At 59.6% G+C, this 17739-nt stretch carries 14 protein-coding genes and 1 pseudogene; 1 reads left to right on the top strand and 14 read right to left on the bottom strand.

What is annotated here, in order from left to right:
* Positions 1–259 precede the first annotated feature (259 nt).
* Positions 260–487, top strand: a complete 228-nt coding sequence (locus tag U5G49_RS32200; RefSeq protein ID WP_193443229.1) for a hypothetical protein — start codon at positions 260–262, stop codon at positions 485–487.
* A gap of 29 nt (positions 488–516) precedes the next feature.
* Here U5G49_RS32200 and U5G49_RS32205 read toward each other — a convergent pair whose 3' ends face one another.
* The 14 genes and pseudogenes from U5G49_RS32205 to U5G49_RS32265 form a co-directional block, all read right to left on the bottom strand.
* On the bottom strand, positions 517–786 hold the full coding sequence (locus U5G49_RS32205) for a hypothetical protein (RefSeq protein ID WP_193443231.1): 270 nt from the start codon (positions 784–786) through the stop codon (positions 517–519).
* A gap of 436 nt (positions 787–1222) precedes the next feature.
* Entirely contained in the window at positions 1223–4045 is a 2823-nt protein-coding gene (locus U5G49_RS32210) for an ATP-binding protein (RefSeq protein WP_193443233.1), read from the bottom strand.
* 100 nt (positions 4046–4145) lie between these two features.
* Positions 4146–4736, bottom strand: coding sequence for a helix-turn-helix domain-containing protein (locus U5G49_RS37210; RefSeq protein ID WP_193443235.1), 591 nt, complete (start codon positions 4734–4736; stop codon positions 4146–4148).
* A 504-nt stretch (positions 4737–5240) separates the two neighbouring features.
* Positions 5241–6239, bottom strand: a complete 999-nt coding sequence (locus U5G49_RS32215) for an HlyD family secretion protein (RefSeq protein ID WP_193443237.1) — start codon at positions 6237–6239, stop codon at positions 5241–5243.
* Entirely contained in the window at positions 6229–8589 is a 2361-nt protein-coding gene (locus tag U5G49_RS32220) for an ABC transporter permease (protein ID WP_246288802.1), read from the bottom strand. Before U5G49_RS32220 ends, U5G49_RS32215 begins: the two co-directional genes overlap by 11 nt.
* Positions 8571–9644, bottom strand: a complete 1074-nt coding sequence (locus U5G49_RS32225; protein ID WP_193443239.1) for an HlyD family secretion protein — start codon at positions 9642–9644, stop codon at positions 8571–8573. The genes U5G49_RS32220 and U5G49_RS32225 overlap by 19 nt, the downstream gene beginning before the upstream one ends.
* 285 nt (positions 9645–9929) lie before the next feature.
* Positions 9930–11582, bottom strand: a complete 1653-nt coding sequence (locus U5G49_RS32230) for a fatty acid--CoA ligase (protein WP_193443242.1) — start codon at positions 11580–11582, stop codon at positions 9930–9932.
* A 38-nt stretch (positions 11583–11620) separates the two neighbouring features.
* Positions 11621–12571: a 3-hydroxyacyl-CoA dehydrogenase NAD-binding domain-containing protein gene (locus tag U5G49_RS32235; RefSeq protein WP_193443244.1), complete on the bottom strand. Its 951-nt coding sequence runs from the start codon at positions 12569–12571 to the stop codon at positions 11621–11623.
* A gap of 2 nt (positions 12572–12573) precedes the next feature.
* Entirely contained in the window at positions 12574–13512 is a 939-nt protein-coding gene (locus U5G49_RS32240) for a 3-hydroxyacyl-CoA dehydrogenase (RefSeq protein ID WP_193443247.1), read from the bottom strand.
* Positions 13513–13535: 23 nt separating this feature from the next.
* The gene (locus tag U5G49_RS32245) at positions 13536–13751 is read right to left on the bottom strand and encodes a Clp protease/crotonase-like domain-containing protein (protein WP_193443249.1); all 216 of its coding nucleotides are present in this window, start codon (positions 13749–13751) and stop codon (positions 13536–13538) included.
* 41 nt (positions 13752–13792) lie between these two features.
* The gene (locus U5G49_RS32250) at positions 13793–15019 is read right to left on the bottom strand and encodes a CaiB/BaiF CoA transferase family protein (protein ID WP_193443251.1); all 1227 of its coding nucleotides are present in this window, start codon (positions 15017–15019) and stop codon (positions 13793–13795) included.
* 37 nt (positions 15020–15056) lie between these two features.
* The gene (locus tag U5G49_RS32255; protein WP_193443253.1) at positions 15057–15860 is read right to left on the bottom strand and encodes an enoyl-CoA hydratase-related protein; all 804 of its coding nucleotides are present in this window, start codon (positions 15858–15860) and stop codon (positions 15057–15059) included.
* Between the two features lie 64 nt (positions 15861–15924).
* Positions 15925–17136 carry an acyl-CoA dehydrogenase family protein gene (locus U5G49_RS32260; RefSeq protein WP_246288798.1) on the bottom strand — a complete coding sequence of 404 codons (1212 nt, stop codon included), beginning with the start codon at positions 17134–17136 and terminating at the stop codon, positions 15925–15927.
* A gap of 213 nt (positions 17137–17349) precedes the next feature.
* Positions 17350–17676 (bottom strand): annotated as a pseudogene (locus U5G49_RS32265) (nicotinate-nucleotide--dimethylbenzimidazole phosphoribosyltransferase); the annotation flags it as partial.
* Positions 17677–17739 lie beyond the last annotated feature (63 nt).

Consider the following 17739-nt stretch of genomic DNA (forward strand, 5'->3'; position numbering starts at 1 on the left):
GACGCGCGCAAGGACAGATTATGGACATCGATATCATTCTGAGGAATGCAGCAGGGCTAGCAGGGCGTCGCGGGTCTGAATGCGGATCTGCGTGCCGCGTGCCCAATGAGCTATTTGTTCTTCATGCGACCGCCCCGGCTGATGCCGATCGGACATGATAGAGCCGAATTTATCCCCAGTCCTATCTGCCGGTAGTAGGCGAGTGATGCAATATTTTAGATTTCTGCTAAAAACGAACCTCCCGAAGGAGTAGGCGTCAATGTTCGCAGAGAGTTTAGTTCCGGACGCGTTCTATTGGGCCAGACCACTCAAGCAGAGTGACGGTCGCCTCACCGTCGTCCAGCTATCGACAGTCTTCGGTGCGGAACCGGACTATTGGACTCTGGCGGTGCTGGGGAGCGATCAGCACCAGATGATCGGCGATTACGAAATTGTGGCGCTCGCAGAGCCTCCCGACGACCAATCCATACGACTTGCAGCCGAGTAGCGGAATGGCGGTGGGCTTTGTTACCTCCGCTATCTGTCGCGACGCTTGTCACGTGCCCCATCCGGAGGTCGCAGATCGTCTCGCGGGTGCGCGATGCGGCGAACATACTCGGCGAGAATAGGATCGTCGGTCAAATACCTCTGAAACTGCACCTCGTCCATTCGGCCGGCGCGGTAGGCATTTACGATCTCTTCTTGGTGGGCCGTTAAGGTTGCCTGACCCTCACGCTCTGGCGGGACGACGCCGAGCCGGGTAGGCATAACGCCCGCAGTGCCTTCTTTTTTCTCATTATCGTCCATCGTACTCTCCTCCAAGGCGTGATCGCTCGCAGCATCATCAAGCTAGTGTTCTTCATGGAGCGCCCTTGTCGCGATGGAGCACGAATGGATAACATGAGCATCGGCCGTTAGTTCCAGCGTCGCTCGCAGCAGACTTTTCCTCGAAAAGACAATCAATGGGGTAATTTCGTGGTCGCTGCTCGGCGTGGAGCCGGCGCGAGATTGTCACCGAGTCGGACACCTTCAGCTTGGTCGCCTTGATGGGATGCGAACCCAAACCCTAGGCGTCTGTCACGAGAATCACTGAAAATTCCGGCTCTTGATCTTCATGGTATCGATGCGCTCATCCGCCCGCTGGGCAGGGGCCGCAGGATTTCCTCTTCGGGCACAAGTGCGTCGAGCCAGGTATCCCCATCAGGAGGGCCGACGCGACACGGTGTGGACCGTACCTTGCATGTCAGTCGAGTATTTCCCGTGCGCGGATGAGGTCAGGTGTTTCAAAACCTTCGGAGAACCTTATGTAGATGGGCCTGATCAGATCACGGGCGCCTTCCGCATCGTCGCTTGCGATCCGGATTTGAGCGAGCTGCAATGCTGCTCGCAACTCGTAAGGAAGTGCCGATTGTTTCCTGGCCAAGGCCATTGATCTCTCGAGATATTCTTCGGCCGACTTAGGGTCGGGCGTTTCCCCTTGGAGGAACACCAGAGCTTTAGTCAGAAAAAGCGCCGGCAGGTGAATGACCATGTTAACTTCGGTATAGCTCGCGATAACCTCGTCAATGAGAATTAATGCTTCTGCGCGATGGTTTTGTTTTGCCATGCAGATGGCCAGTTCAGTGGCGAAATCTGAGACCAACATCTTGTATCGTCGAACTGTGAGCCTCTTGAGAGCCTCGCGCAAATACCTCATTCCCTCCGAAGTGCGATCCGTGCGCAGCAAGTAAAGGCCCTTTAGTCCGTGAGCGACGGCACGATACGGACCGAAGAATGTTTTCCCGGAGATGTATTCGAATTTCGCGAGGTTGCGCTCCACCTGCGGCAAATCGTCGATCCAGAAATAGAGTGACATCATCATGCCGAGCGCGCTGATCAGTGTGATCGGATGCTCCGATTTGTCGGCCTCCGCAACGGTTGTTTCGGCGTAGCGAATCGCTTGGTCGATATTGCCTACCAACCAGTGCGAGCGAGTCAGGCACATGAGCGACTGGGATCGCGGTGCGAACATATACTGGCTGGCTATTGATGGGGCCTCGTCGGGCAGGTCGCGTAACGCTGCTTCGAGGTATTTTTGCGCCAGCAGTTGATCGCCGGAAAGATAGTGAGCCGTTCCGAGCAGGCAATTGGCAATCGACGCATCGTCTCGCCTTCCGGTTTTCGCAGCGACGGCTTCGCCCCGGGAGGCGACGTCGCCAGCACCAGCCGCGTCGGCCAGGTGAAGAAAATACATCGAGAGACCGCTGAGCAGACGCAACTGCTGAAAGGCGTCGTCGCAACGCTCGGCAAAACCAAGCGCTGCGTAGAAGGCAGAGCGGACCTTTTCGCTGTTTCCTTCGATTAACATCAACGCCAAGGCAAACGACGCATGAATTTCCATCTGATGGCGCAAATCGCAGGCCGGGGAAATTCGTTCAATCGCCCTCTCCATCCAATTTCGACACTCCGCGAGAAGCGGCATGGATAGAAGTAACGGCCCTGCAGCAGCTGCTAGTCTAATGGATAATTTGTCGCTTCCGCTCGGACCGAAGCTCCACTCGAGGGCGGCGCGAACACTTCCGAGATAATCTTTGACGAGCCGCGTATTGCCCGGCGCCGAGCTGTTCGCCTCCAACAGCTCAATTGAATAGTTCGCATGCCGCGTCGCAACCTCGCTATGCTCATAGCTCGAGACTAGCTTTTCCAAAGCATAAGAACGTGTGATATCGAGCAGTCGATAAGACGCTCCCTGCTCGTCGATGCGAACTTCAATCAGCGATTTCTCCACGAGACAACCCACCGCGTCAGCGGTACTCAGCCGGCTCGTGCCCTCTTGGCAGGCCACTGCGAGCGCCGCTTCCAGCGTGAAGCGCCCCACGAAGATCGCCACGCTCCGCAAAACGGCGCGCTCGATCTCGGATAGGAGGTCGTAGCTCCAGTCCAGCGCAGCTCTCAGCGTCTGATGCCGTCGATTTGCTGTTCGCCGACCGAGCTTCTGCAGGTCGAGGTGTGACGCCAGTCGCGTCGCAGTGTCCCGGACGCCGAAAACAGCGGCCCATCTTGCGGCCAGCTCGATCGCCAAAGGGATGCCGTCAAGCCTGCGGCAGACCTCGGCCACGAAACGAGCATCGTCCTTGCCGAGTGCCAGATCAATGCCACGTGCCCTGACCCTTTCCATGAACAGCCGCACCGCCGGATAGGAAAGAACCTTGTCCGCAGTCTGCCCAGGTTCCTCAGGCGGGCAGTCCAGAGGCTGAAGCCGGAACACGCGCTCGCCGGGGGTCTGCAATGCTTCTCTGCTGGTGGCCAGTAGGCAAAATTCGGGCGCGCACTGATATATGCGATCCGCGATTTCCGCGGCTTGCTCGACCACATGCTCGCAGCTGTCAAGGATAAGGAGAGCCCTTCGGGAGCGCAGAAACTCCAACAGTGCCTCTTCCGGATCGCCGGGCTGCGCAATGAATCCCACGACAGAAGCTATTGCAACGACGAGCTGCTCTCTGCTCGTCAGCAATGAGAGATCGAGAAAAAAGACCGCGTCAGAGAATTCCGTCAGCACGGCATGTCCGACCGCTAAGGCGACCGTGGTCTTGCCGATGCCGCCCGACCCCAAGATCGTGATCAGCCGTTCTGTCCCAAGACGGCTGCGGATCTGGAGAACGACGTCATCACGACCGACTATCCCGCCGAGCGCCGCCGGCAGATTCGAATCCCGCGCAAGCGACTTCTCCCGGTCCTCGATCTCCTGACGGGTGACAGGGGCGACAAAAGAATAGCCGCGCCCCTGCACATTTGTAATGTATTTACGACCGAACTGTCCGTCGCCTAGTGCTTTGCGCAATGCCGACAAATGCACACGCAGGCTGCCTTCCTCGACAATCACGTCCGGCCACACTTTGGCGATCAGCTCGTTCTTGCTGACGACCTGCCCTGCGCGATCGATGAGCGTCACAAGAATGTCAAACGCTCTCGCTCCGAGCGGAACGATTTCGTCCGCCTGTTTGAGAGTGCGCTCGCCTGGGTTAAGTTCGAAATGCCCGAATAGGATCCCAGTTGCACTGTGTGTGCTTGGCTGCTTAGCCGCCATGGCAGGCTCCGGCAAAACCTGGGCGACGGACTCATCGTCCGTCTGGCGCAGTAAGCATCTGTCCAAATTGACTGTCAATCAAAACCTCAGATATTCCGATTTAGGTGGCATTGCAGGGGTCGCGCTCGTGGGAACTATTGGCGGTTCCCGGGATCACACGTTCGCGCCGCCAGTGAGACGGACTTTCGCCAAGGGCCTGCCTGAAGTGCTTGCACAAATGTGAATGGTCGGTAAATCCCACGCTCAGAGCGATTTCGCTCAGCGACGCCGAGCTGGTCAGCATCAGGCGACAGGCTTCCTCAAGTCGACGCCTTACAATGTAGGCGTGCGGCGACTCTCCGAACGCGATTTTAAACGAGCGAGAGAAGTGCGCTGTGCTTCGCCGCGCGACGGCACTAAGGTCACTTGCGTGAATGGTCCGATGTAGGTTCCTATCGATAAAAGATCGGACCTGAGCAACCTGCCAGGGGGCCAATCCACCTGCTGTGGAACCCCTGGCGCGTGAACGGCGCTCAATTTCCGACTGGAGGATGAACGACGCAGCAGTTAGCGATGTCCTTGCCGCTTCATGATCATGATCGAGCGCAGTTTTCGCGGCTTCAAGAAGGAGTTCCAGGCTGTTTGCCAGAGAACTAAACTCGAGTTCGACTGGAGACGAAGCATCCATATCCTCGCCATATGGCCTTTCCATATAGAACCCCGCTATCTCGTGCCAAAATTCGAACGCGGGAGACCATGGTCCAAACGACCACCGATTTACTTGTTAAGAAGCGTTATGAACCGTTATTCTGTGTGATGAGCGGCACCGGGGACTGCCCATGCGGACGGAAAAAATCGACGGTCGCTTGTCGTGTGCGGAAAGGGTCTACGCTCGGCAACATTGACGACGGTCAGACAAAGCCGTCGAGAGCAGTGATGGCGAATGCGGTTATGCGGAGATATTTCCAGATGGGATCGAGTTCGAGGGCAGACCGCCACGAAAGCGTGGCGGTTCCGGACTTGGGGTCTGTTGCAATTATCCGGCCCAGCGTCGAAGACGAGGATGGTGAGGGTTCCAATTGCGGCTTAGTGCGAGTCTCGACCGGGTGCAGGCCATGGTCTCAGTGACGGCAGCGAGCGCCAGGCATGCTCACACGGTCTTTTAGACTGGCCAGCTGCAAAAGCAGATTTTGCCTGCAATACGAAAGCGATTCCGTTATTTTAAATCCAACCAAACAGTCATTCCAGGTTCTAGGCCCTGAGCGTCACCTGTCGGGTCGAGGCGCAGCCAAACACTGTTGAGATCGTGATCACCCACCGCTCGGGCGGCGCGCCATGTGGCGAATTCGCCGAGTGGTCGCAGTTCGGTGACGCGGGCGTCAACGCGGCGCCCATCGCTGGTCTGCAGGGCGACGGCCTTTCCAATTGCCAAACCCTTGAGAATATCTTCGCGAAGCGTAAATGCGAACCAGCGCTGTCCATCGGGCTCGATTGTAAGTACCGGCTTGCCGGGTGTCAGGGCCTCTCCCAGTTCGGCAGCCTGGATGAGGATGGTAGCATCGATGGGAGCCTTCAGCATCGTCCTGTCGAACGCGATCTGCGCATAATTTTCCGCCGCTTGGGCGGCCGCAACCTTGGCGTCGGCGAGCGCAAGTTCCTCTCTCGTGGGTCCGGCGCTTGCCGCCGTCAGTTGCGCGCGCTTTAGATCGAGATCGGCTTGCGCCTTGCCGAGCTGCGCAGTGGTATCGTCAAGCAATTGCCGGCTTCCGGAACCCTTCGCCGCAAGGGAGACAGCGCGTGCGTTTTGCTGTTGGGCGAGCAACAGGTTCGCCTCGGCGGTTTTCACGGATTGCTCCACGATGGCCACCTCTTCCGAGCGGACACCGGCATAGACGTGATCCCGGGAGGCTTTGGCGCTGGCGGCGGCGGCCCTCGCCTCGCCGAGGGCTGCGGCCAGTTCCGGACTGTCCAGGCTCGCCAGCAAGTCGCCCCTTTTGACATGCTGTCCCGGCCGGACGGCAACGCTTTGGAGCCATCCCCCGACCTCCGGCGCGATGCGGATTTCGGTGCGCTGAACCATGCCCGGGGCGGCCCCAGCCATATCTCCGTTATCACCGGAGAAGGTGGCTGCGCCACTGCCCAAAGCGGCCAGGACGATCGACGCCGTCATGAGTGGCCTGAGCAGGGCAAATTGACAAAGTGTCCTAGGCTTCATCCTGGCCTCCACTGCGCCTTGTTGCCCACCATGCCGAGGCCATGGCGAGCGCGGCATACACGATGGCGAGCATCCAAAGGCTCTGCCAGTTGCTTCTCACATCCACAAGCGACGCGCCCATCTGGTTGATGCGCACGAGACCATCGATCGCCCAGGTGCTCGGCAATACGTAGCTTGCGATACGTATGGCATTGGGGATCGCCTCGATCGGCCATGCAACGCCGACCTGGAAGAACAGCGGCAGACTAATGGCGATGAAGAGCAGCACCGCCGTCTCGCGGCGCTTGAACCAGCAGCCGCCGAATTGGCCCAGGAAGCTTACCGACAGGATGAACGGAATGGCGAGCGCGAGCATGTTGAGGAATCGACCGTTTGTCGAGAAGCCGTAGATGCGCGGCAGAATTATCAGATAGAGCGCGAAACCAGGCAGCACGAGCAGCAAATGTGCAAGCGCCTGACCCAAAACCGCCGTGGGTCTTCCCCGACCGCGGCGTGCGGAGGTTCCGCCTTGCTCGAAAGCCAGGCCGCCAAGGCTTGCCGAACCCATCAGGAGAGTCTGCTGCAGAATGAGGATGAAGGCTGCCGGCACGACATAGCTGGCATAACCGCCTGTTGGATTGAAAAGCGGTTGATTGAGTATTTCGACCGGCGAGTCCCTGACGAGGGCTGCTCGGTACAGACTCCCGTCCGCCCGAGCACTGCCAGCCGCCACATCCGCCGAGACGGTTGCGGCGGCCTCCGTGATCCCCTGCAGCGTGCGATTGTAGAGAAGGAAATAAGCGGAATCGACGTAGATCGGCAAGCGGGCCCCGACGCCCTTTAGAACATCCCTTTGCGTTCCTTCTGGAATGCCGACGATGCCGAAGACTTCACGCCGGGCGAGTGCTGCCTGCGCGGCCTCCAATGTGTCGGGACGGGCCACAACCTGGGTGGCCTCGTCTGCATCAAGCATCTGGATCAGCGTCCGGCTGAGGTTTGTGGAATCATTATCGACCACCGCGACCGGTATTTTGCGCACCAATTGCCCAAGATAAGGCTGAGGATAGAAGACGCCGTAGATAAGCGGCGCGAGCACGATGAGCCCAAAGACGGAGCTATCACTGATCACTCGCATGTACTCCGCCGAGAACGCCCCACCGATGCCAGGCCGTGATAGCGCTAGTGGGGCTACCGCCCTCGCCGCACGATCGGGCCCGCGCGCGATTCCGATCAATCGCAACCAGGACAGCAGGAAATAGACAAGCGCAAGTGCGGCGAGCGCCATGAAGGCGCCTACCGAATCATGGGCCGGAACCCCACGAGCTGCCTGGTCGAACAGGATCTGGACATACCAGCGCAACGGCAGAATATTGCCCCAGACGCGCGCGAACCCGTTCATGGCCAGAGCCGGAAAGCCCACGCCGGCAAACCCGAAAGCGGGCGAGCAGATGATGCCGGTAAGTGACAGGCCCAGCGGCAGATTCCTGACCAACAGCTGCAGCAAGGCGCCGAGCGACAGATAGGCAATAACAAGCAAGCAGGCGGAAGCACCCATGAGGACCGCGTCGCCACGGAAGGGAATCTGGTTGAGGCCGTGGATGATGCCGAGGCCCAGAACCATCATCAAAATGAAGATCCCGAAATAAGGCGCAAGCTTGCCGACCAGGGCAGTCAGCGGGCTGCCTCCTGCCACGTTCAGCCACGTCCGCACGTTGCGCGAACTGAACTCGGAACCGACGGCGTAACCGCCTGCGATGGCAGTCAGCACATGCAGCACCGTCGGCAAGATCGCCCGTAGCAGAAACTGGACATAGTTCAGCGCCGGATTGGTGAGCACGTATTGTTCCGTGACCAGCGGCCCCGGATGGTATCCACCACCGTCGCCCGGTTGCCTCGGCAATGCAGCGGTCGCCGCGGCGATCGCTGCCTGCAGTCCACCGGACGCGATATTGCCTGGCGAGAAATACTGCTTGTTGTAGAAAATCACAATCTGAGGGCGTTTTGACGCGCGGATGTCCCGTTCGAAGTTTTCGGGAATAAAGACCGCCGCGATCGCCGATCCAGAACGGATCGAATGCATCGCGCCGTTAAGATCGGACGAGCGGCGCGTGACCGCGACGGAAGGCGCTGCGTCGATGGTCTGGATGAAGCGCAGCGACGTATCGGAATGGTCCATGTCGACCACGTCAACGCGCAGATCGCGCACCACGGCATTGCTGAAGGTAGCGGTCAGGATGAGGAAGGCGATGAGCGGGATCGCGAGCACGAGCAACAGGGCCACGCGGTCGCGCCAGATCCAGCCCACCTCACGCGTGGCGACGCTCAACAGGCGTGGCGCAACAGGCCTTGGCATCAGCGGCTCCCGGCCCATTGCAGATAGGCGCTCATGCCGGGGCGAAGCTCTGGAATCGTCTCGGTCGGGTAAGCGCGTACCTCGAATGTGCGAAGATCGAAATCGCCGGTGGCGCGGGTGGCACGCCACCCGGAATATTCCCCACGGGTCGCAATGGTCTTGACTTCGACGGCTACCTCCCGGTCCCCCAGGGCAGGAATGCGGACCTCCAACCTGTCGCCGACCTTCAGGTTCTTCACGAGATCCTCACGCAGATCGAAGCTCAGCCAGACGTCGCTCAAGTCGACCAGCGAGAGAAGTGGAACTCCGGGCGAGACGTATTCGCCGAGTTCGGTGCCGATCTGGTAGACTTGTGAGGCTACCGGCGCCTTGACGGTCATTTCATCGACCTGCGTGTTCAACGTGGCAACCGCCGCCTCCGCTTTGTCCACTTCGGCCTGGGCGATGCCGCGCTCTTCCTTTGTGTAACCAGCGATCGCTTCGTCATATGCAAGTTTTGCCTGTTCGAGGCCGCGCCTGGCGACGTCGAGCTGCGCCGTCGCTTCGTTCAGCGTCTGCGTCGACGCTACTCCCTTGGTGGTGAGTTCGTTTGTGCGGTCATATGTCTGCTGGGCAAGCACCAGATTGGCCTGGGCGGATGCAATTGCTGCCTGGCGTTGGGCAACAATTTCCTTGCGGATGCCGGCATCAATGCGCGCAAGTTCGCCGATGGCGACCGCTTTCTCCGCTTCCGCTTGTTTCAACTTGGCCAGGATCTGAGGATTGTCGATCCTCACCAGAACTTGGCTGGCGGCAACGTTCTGTCCCCGCTCCACAGGTCGTTCGCCAATACGACCGTCGACGCGGGCGGCGATGTCGATGCGCGTGGCATCCGCCTCGCCCTGTACCAGCAAAGGCTGAGGCTGTACGAGATACCAGAGAGATAGCCCGACAATTATCGCCACCGTCAAGATGACGATGAGTGCAGCGGCCCGCGAGGGCCGAGGGCCAGGTGAATTGCCGCCTGGCGCAAGTTTGGATCTTGCGCTGGCTTCCGCAGATATGTCGGTGGAAGACTGCAGCTGTTCACTCATCGCAAACGCCCTCCGCGGCGCGCAACGCGCCCTGTCGATCGCTTTCTTGCTAGTCCAGCCGGCGATAATCCAGCAGGTTCCCATGGCAGCTGCCGATTATCATCCTCACAATGCCTGTTTGATAGCTGAAATTTGACCATAATGGTATGCGCTCTCACTCTCTGGGCACGAAAAATGGCGTCCGGCGGAACCGTGACTCAACCGTCTTCGACGCCAGGATCGTGCAGCCCTTTGCCAGTGTTTCCGGGAGATTCAGTTTGCAGTCTCTCATCCAGCAAGCCCGGATCAGCCAGAGCCGTATTGGTGTCTGAGTTCGTTCTTGTTGAACTTCCCGACACTCGTTTTGGGGAGCGCTTCGACGAATAGAATCGTGTCCGGGATTCCGTATTTTGAAATCACGCCGGCTTCCACGAAACCTTTGAGATGCGCCTTTAGCTGCGTGTCGGTGAGGTCCCTTCCCGTCCGCTCGTCCCTGACGACGAGTGCCAACGGCCGCTCGCCCCACTGCTCGTCCTTGACGCCGATCACTGCTGCTTCCGAAACGCCCTCACGCTGCGAAAGAAGGTCCTCGATCTGCAGCGATGACACCCATTCGCCGCCGGTCTTGATGACATCCTTGATGCGGTCGACGATGCGAAGATAACCGTCCGGGCCGATGATGCCGACATCGCCGGTGCGCATGTAGCCACCGACCCATAGTTCGTCGGACGCGTCGGCATTGCCGATGTATCCTTGTGTAAGCCACGGCGCACGCAAGACGATTTCGCCCTGCGTCTTTCCATCCGGGGGCACTTCGTTCCGGCCCGCGTCGACCAGACGCAGATCCACCAGGGGCGCGGCCAGGCCGGCCCTGGTCCGGATCTCCGCCTCCGCTTCAGGATCGCCGGAAAGGTCGGCGGACCGCACCTGCGACAGACAGAGCAACGGCGCGCTCTCCGACATGCCATAGCCGGCGAAGACGTCCACGCCAAGCGCAAGCGCCTGCCTGGCGAGCGCCTTCGGCAGTTCCGAACCTCCGATCACCATCTTCAGGCCGGTGAGGTCGGTGTCGGCAGCCGCCGCGGCGGCAAGAAGCCTTTGCAGGATCGTCGGAACGCAATGGGTGAAGGTGACGCCTTCAGTCTTGATCAGCTTGAGCAGGACGGCAGGGTCGTAGCGACCTGGATAGACCTGCTTGACGCCGGACAGCGTCGCTGTCCACGGCAGCCCCCAGGCATGCGCATGAAACATCGGCGTGATCGGCATATAGACGTCGTCGCGACAGAGACGGCCCTGTTTTGCAGCGGCGCCGAGGAAAGCCATTTCGGCGAGCGAATGGAGAACCAGTTGCCGATGACTGAAAGAGACACCTTTCGGCGGACCTGACGTCCCGGTCGTGTAGAAGGTGGTCGCCAGGCGGTTTTCGTCAAAGTCCGGGAAGTCATAGCCGGGCGAGGCGCCGCGCAACAAATCCTCATATTCGCCGGCGAATGTGAGTCCGCCGGTTTGCGGCACCGTCCGGTCGGACATCACGATCAGCGTCCTTATCTTGGGCAATTGCTGCCTGATGCCTTCCAGCATCGGCACGAACTCGTCATTGACGAGCAGCACAGAGGTGTTCGCATGATCGATCGTATAGGCGATCTGTTCCGGCGACAGACGGACATTTACCGTCTGCAACACGGCGCCCATCATGGGAACCGCGAAATAAGCTTCGAGGAAGCGATTGCTGTCCCAATCGAGCACGCCGACGGTATCGCCGGCGTCAACGCCGAGCCTCTCCAGAGCGGAGGCGAGCCGACCGATGCGCTCCCGAAGCTCCCGATAGGTGAATCTCGCGATATCGCGATAGACGATGACTTGATCGGGTGCCTGTTGCAGGGTCGTATGCCAAAGTTGTTTTATGAGAAGCGGATAGCTGTGCGCAGAACTCACGACCTGCATGAGTTTTCCAGTCATCGTTGCATCCTTACGAAAACACATTTCTGTTGAGCTAGCTAAGATTTAGCCTCAGCCCTTGCGCGCAATTCGAGAAGACCAAGCAGAACTTCGTCCCGTTCCGCGGCCAGATCGTCGATCGACCGAAAGCCCACTTCCGCATGAACACCGTCGATCAGCTTTTGCTGCAGTTCCGGTGTCAGCTGCGGCGAACCCAGGACTTTCCACCAGGCAGTCATCGGACCAGTGAATTGCTGCAGGAAATGCTCCATGCCGCCCTGGCCGCCGCCGAGATGGTTAAGCATGACCTGCCCCATGATGCCCCAGCGAAGTCCCGGGCCCCAGCTAAGCGCGGTGTCGACATCGGCGACGCTGACGACGCCCTCGTCCACCAGATGATAGACCTCGCGTGCGAGCGCGGCCTGCAGCCGGTTGGCGACATGCCCCGGCACTTCCTTGTGGAGTCGGACCGTCTTCTTGCCGAGGGTTGTGTAGAATTCCGAAGCGCGCCGGATCGTCTCCTCTGACGTCTTTGCCCCGCCGACGATCTCGACCAGCGGGACCAGATGGGGTGGGTTGAACGGATGTGCTATGACGCACCTTTCCGGATGAAATGCGCAGGCGGACTGGATTTCGCTCATGGTCAGGCCGGAGGAGCTCGATGCGATGATCACATCCCATGGCAACAGTTCGTCGAGCTGGGCGTAGAGCTTCCGCTTGAAATCAATCCGCTCGGGACCGTTTTCCTGAACGAGGTCGGCGCTCTTTACCGCTTCCTCCACGCTCGGTGTAAACACCAGCCGCATCGGGGAGGCGCCGGGGACAAGTCCCAACCTTTGGAGCGCTGGCCAGGCCGCATGGACGAAGCTTCTGAGCGACTCTTCCGCATTTGGTGCTATGTCCGTCGCGACGACATCGAGACCCTTCGCCAGGAATAGCGCCGCCCAGCTCGCACCAATGACACCCGTACCGATGATTGCGACTTGAGAGATCTGCTTGCTGCCAGCCATTGTCATTTCTCCTTCTGGGGGATTTCAGCATAGGCAATGCCGGTCAGGTTGCCTTGGGCGAAGAGGAACGCCCGCCTCTCGGAACCATCGAGCCTTGCCGAATAGACCGAGCCGGCAAGGTCGGTGATGAACATCCGATCGCCCGGAACGTCGAGAGCGATGCCGATGGCTTCCATGAGGTCGCTGACGACGATCTGAGGCCTAGTGCCCGCCGGCACATCGACGAGTGCGCGGTTGACCGTATTTCCGAATGGCGGGTTCCCGCGATCCGTCCAGTATAGGACCCGGCCCTCCAGAGCGAGCTCAAGGTCGATCGGTTCCGGCAGGTTGTCGAACAGCAGTTCGATGTCCGTCCGGCCGACGGGATTTTCGCCCTTTGGTATCTCTAGTCCGGCGCGAAAAATGCGGCCGACGCTGGCATTGTCTGGGCCTTTCTGTGTCCAGTAAATCTGCCCGCGCTGGGGATCGACGGTAATCCCGACGCACCATTTCGTGGCGTCGCGACGGTCATCCTCCCCCTCGCCGGTCTTCACCAGGATCTCGACATTCGTGCCGTCGAGATTGGCGCGCATCACCCGCATGCCCTCACGGTCACACCAATAAAGCTTGCCGCTGCGCTTTTCGAGGTGGATCTGCTTCGGCGTGAATGTGACGCCGGGGGGGATGATTACCTGGCGGTTGCTTCCATCGAGATCGGCACGCTCGATGGTACCGTCATTGCGGTCGGGCACACCCATATTGGTCCAATAGATATGGCCCGCCTCGACATCGACCACGATTCCATCCGGGATTCTACACCCGGAAACAATGACCTTGTTGTCGGAGCCATCCGCATTCATCGCGTGAATGCGACCACCACTCGCCTCCAGAACGAACAGCCGTGCGTTCCTACTCGCCCGGTCAGATCCGAGATTCGACTTCGTCGCGAAATGCTCACTCATAGCTTTTCCTTTCACAAATCTGATCATCGTGTGCACGGCACATCGCCGTGTTTTTCATTGGTGGCGGCGCGATGCCAAAGGACGGTGCGTATGCGCTCGTCGCCGGCTGCAATGTCGAAGACCTCTGCGAGCTTCAGGTACATGTTCGACGTCATCGCGTTCCGTTTTTCCGGGCGCTTCAATTCAACACGAAGGATTCCCTCGGAATATTCAGCAACGATTACGTCGTTCATTTCCATTCTCGATCCGACCGATGATTGCGATAGTTTCCGAGGTCGCCCTACGCGGCGTGTCCTCGCGCAGTCGGAACGGCTCCGCTGGCCTGGAGACTTTCGATCTCCTGCGACCCGAAGCCGAGCTCGAGGAGGATCTCCTCATTGTGCTCGCCAAGTTCTGGAGCCCGGTGCGCCGGCACCTTGGCAACGCCTTGCACGCTGAGGGGACTGCTGACCGTGAATTGAACATGGCCGCCGGCACCCTCGAGCGGCACGACGATATCGTTCGCCCTGAGCTGGGGATCCTTCACCACTTCGGACGGGGAGTGCACGGCGCCGAAGGTCAGGTGAGCCTGTTCAAAGATGTCATGCCAATGCGCCATGGGCTGCGCTGCAAATATCTGGTCCAGGATCGACGTCAACTGGGCGGAATTCGCTGCCTGCTTGGCTGGATCGGCAAAGCGTGCGTCGGTGAGCAGGTCCGGTCGTCCGATGCCGTCGGCCAAAGCAGGCCATTTATCGGGGGTCAGGACGATCAGGAACCAGATGTCGTCTGCGGCCCTATAAACGTTCAGGGTGGCGTTGGGCGGACTGGAGCGATCGTGGAGGGGATAGAAGGTCGCGTCAACAAGCGCAGCTTGATTGGGAACGGCACATGCCCAGACCCCGCACGCAAGAAGCGATGTCGTGACATATGATCCCTTGCCCGTTTGTTCGCGCCGGTAAAGAGCCGTGACGATCGCGGAATAGAGGCTGACCGCCGTCGCATGGTCGCCGCTGCCCGACACGGGAAACGTCGGCGGCGCGCCGGCGTCACGCGTCAACGACAGCAATCCGCTGCGCGCCCAATAGGAGGTAATGTCGAATCCCGGAAGCTGCGCGTCCGGTCCGTGGTCGCCATAACCGGTGACGTCGGCATAGATCAGGCGCGGATTCCAATGCGCGACATCCTCATAGCCGAGCTTCAGTTTTTCACGCGCGGGATGGGGCGTATTGACGATCAGCACATCCGCCCATTCCACTAGGCGCCTGAGCACGCGTCGCGCCTCCGGGGATTTGAGATCGAGCGTCATGCCGCGCTTGTTGCGGTTGTTGAGGTGCCAGGGATAATTATCCTGGGCGCGCGGCAGCGGGGGGATCTTGTAGCCGATGCGCCAGGTGTCCCCGGTGGGGGGCTCAACCTTGATAACGTCGGCACCGAAGTCGGAGAGGATCACGGCGGCACCGGGACCCGCGATGAAGCTCGCAAAATCCACCACCTTCAGACCTGAGAAAATATTGTCGTTCGTCATGGGTTGTCCTTCTCGAATTGTCAGGCCCCATCGGGGTTCATCGACCACCGAATTGCGGCGCGCGCTTCTCGAGGAAGGCGGTCGTGCCTTCTCTCTTGTCTTCTGTCGCAGCGCACAGACCGAAGTAGGAGGCCTCGAGCAACAGTCCTCCATCCTGGCTCGTTTCCATTCCCTTGTGTGTGGCCTCAAGCGCAAGCCTAATGGCGATGGGAGCGTTCGCGGCAATCGTTCCCAGAATTGCCTCGGCACGTGTGATCAAGTCGCCGGCAGGAACAATCTCGTTGACAAGCCCAATCCGGTACGCCTCCTGCGCACCAATCATGTCGCCTGACAGGATCAGGTGAAGCGCCCTCCCCTTGCCGACCAGCCGCGGGAGACGCTGCGTTCCACCACCACCCGGGACCAACCCAAGCTTGACTTCCGGCTGGCCAAACCGAGCGGAATCCACTGCTATCCGGATGGTGCAGGCCATCGCGGCTTCGCAACCGCCACCCAGCGCAAAGCCATTCACCGCGGCGACCACCGGCTTGCCGAGGTTTTCAATGAGATTGAGGACGTGCTGTCCAAAACGACTGGACTGCTCAGCGTCGAAGGCCGTTACCTGTGCAAGTTCGCTGATATCGGCGCCCGCAATGAAAGCCTTGTCCCCGGCGCCTGTCAGGACAACGCCTCGTATCACGGCATCGTCCCGGGCATCCTCGAAGGCCTTGCGCAAGTCCGTCCATGTCGCAGTATTCAGCGCGTTTAGGACGTTCGGACGATTGACCGTGACATAGGCAATATTGCCCTTCTTCTCATAGAGGACATTTGCGAGCATCAAGCCCATGCTTTCTGAAGTCATGATGACGTATCTCCTATCAGGAAGGGCGAGCCAGGGTGGGACGGAACCGCTGGCTCGCCGCGGCTCACACGAATGCGCCAAGCCCGGTGATGGCCTTGCCGACGATCAGATTCTGCATCTGGTACGTGCCTTCGTATGAGTAGAGTGCTTCGGCGTCCGCAAAGAAGCGTGCCACGTTATAATCGGCGACGATGCCGTTGCCGCCCAACAGCTCGCGGCCCCAGGAAACGGTCTCGCGTGACTTTGCCGTGCAAAATGCCTTTGCCAATGAGGCGTGATGGTCGGCAAGCTTGCCTTCGTCGTCCATCTGCGCCAGGCGAAGCATTAGGCACTGGCACGCCGTCACGTTGGCGAGCATTTTGGCGAGGATATCCTGAACCATCTGGAACGAGGCGATCGGTTTGCCGAACTGCAATCGCTCCTGCGTGTATTTCAGCGTGGCCTCGAATGCGCCCATTTGAATGCCGGTCGAGGCCCAGCCAACCATGTAACGCGTCATGCGCAGCACGCGAGCGGTATCGCGGAACGAATTGCCGCCCTGCAGCCGATTGGCTTCCGGCACGCAGACGTCCTTTAAGGTGATGACGCCATTCTGAACGACCTTGAGCGCGATCTTGTGCTCGATCTTCTCGACACTGAATCCAGGAGTTGTCTTGTTCTCGACGATGAAGCCCTTCACCTGATTGTCGGCGAGGTCACGCGCCCAGATGATGGAAACATCACACCACGTTGCGTTGCCAATCCAGCGCTTCTCGCCATTGAGCATCCACGTGTCGCCCTCGCGCTTGGCAGTGGTGGTCAGCCCGCCGCTTGTGCCCGAACCGACCAGCGGCTCGGTCAGGCCGAAGCAGCCGATCTTCTCCCACCGCGCCATTGGCGGCAGCCACTTCTGCTTCTGCTCTTCCGATCCGTCGAGATAGATCGAACCCATTGCCAAGCCGCTGTGCACGCCAAAGAATGTGCAGAACGAGGCGTCGACGCGTGCCAATTCCATTGCGACAAAGCCGAAAAGCTTCTGGCTCCCGCCGGCGCAGCCATAGCCTTCGTATCCTAAGCCTCCCAGGCCCAATTCTTTAAAGGAGGGCAGAAGTTCGAAGGGAAAGGCGTCCTCTGCCCAATACTTGTTGATGATCGGCTGGACCCGGGTTTCCATATAGGCCCTCACCTGTTTGACCATCGCCGCTTCATCGGCGGTCAGGACATCGATGAGGTGATAGAAGTCGCTATCCGGCGCGGGTAAAGGCTTTGCTTGCTTGTTTTCGGTCGCGAGTGCCATCGTCATCTCCTGCACGATTTATTGCGATTTCTTGAAATGGAGTACGGGCAGGACTATGGCTTCAGCTGAGGCTTTCTTCTTGGAGAAACCTGCGGCGGGGAGTACGCGTGTGCGCAATTCCTCGTGCACCGTGCGACAGCCTACGTGTCGCCGCCCAAAGATCGAAAATCGCCTGGAGATCAGCTCAATTCCTGGCTGCAGACATTTTCTGCAAAGGCAAATCTGGTTGATGGCCGCACCGCCGGCGGCAAAATTCTCCACCATCTGCTGCGTCACCGACGATGGAAGAGGCGTGATGCCATGCCGCACGACACCATAATTGGCGGCGAAGATCGGAACCAGCGGCCGGCTGACGGCGGGCGCCCTGCCCGTCCAGGCCGCCAGCCAGAAGGCGATCTCTTCAAGGCGCCCGAGCGCGCCCGGCGGCTTGGTCAGCTGCGCGTCACGCTTACGTGCGGCTACCAGCGCCCGGGCGTCCGGCCTCGGCAAATCGCGCAGCAGCGCACGGAAATCGTCGAACGGCAGACCTGAAACACTCATGGATGCAGATTCCTTGTGATCCTCGGATATTGCGGTGGCGGCCCTGGTCTAGAGGGTGAGCGG

This window comes from Rhizobium indigoferae (assembly GCF_034554815.1).
GTDB classification, from domain to species: domain Bacteria; phylum Pseudomonadota; class Alphaproteobacteria; order Rhizobiales; family Rhizobiaceae; genus Rhizobium; species Rhizobium leguminosarum.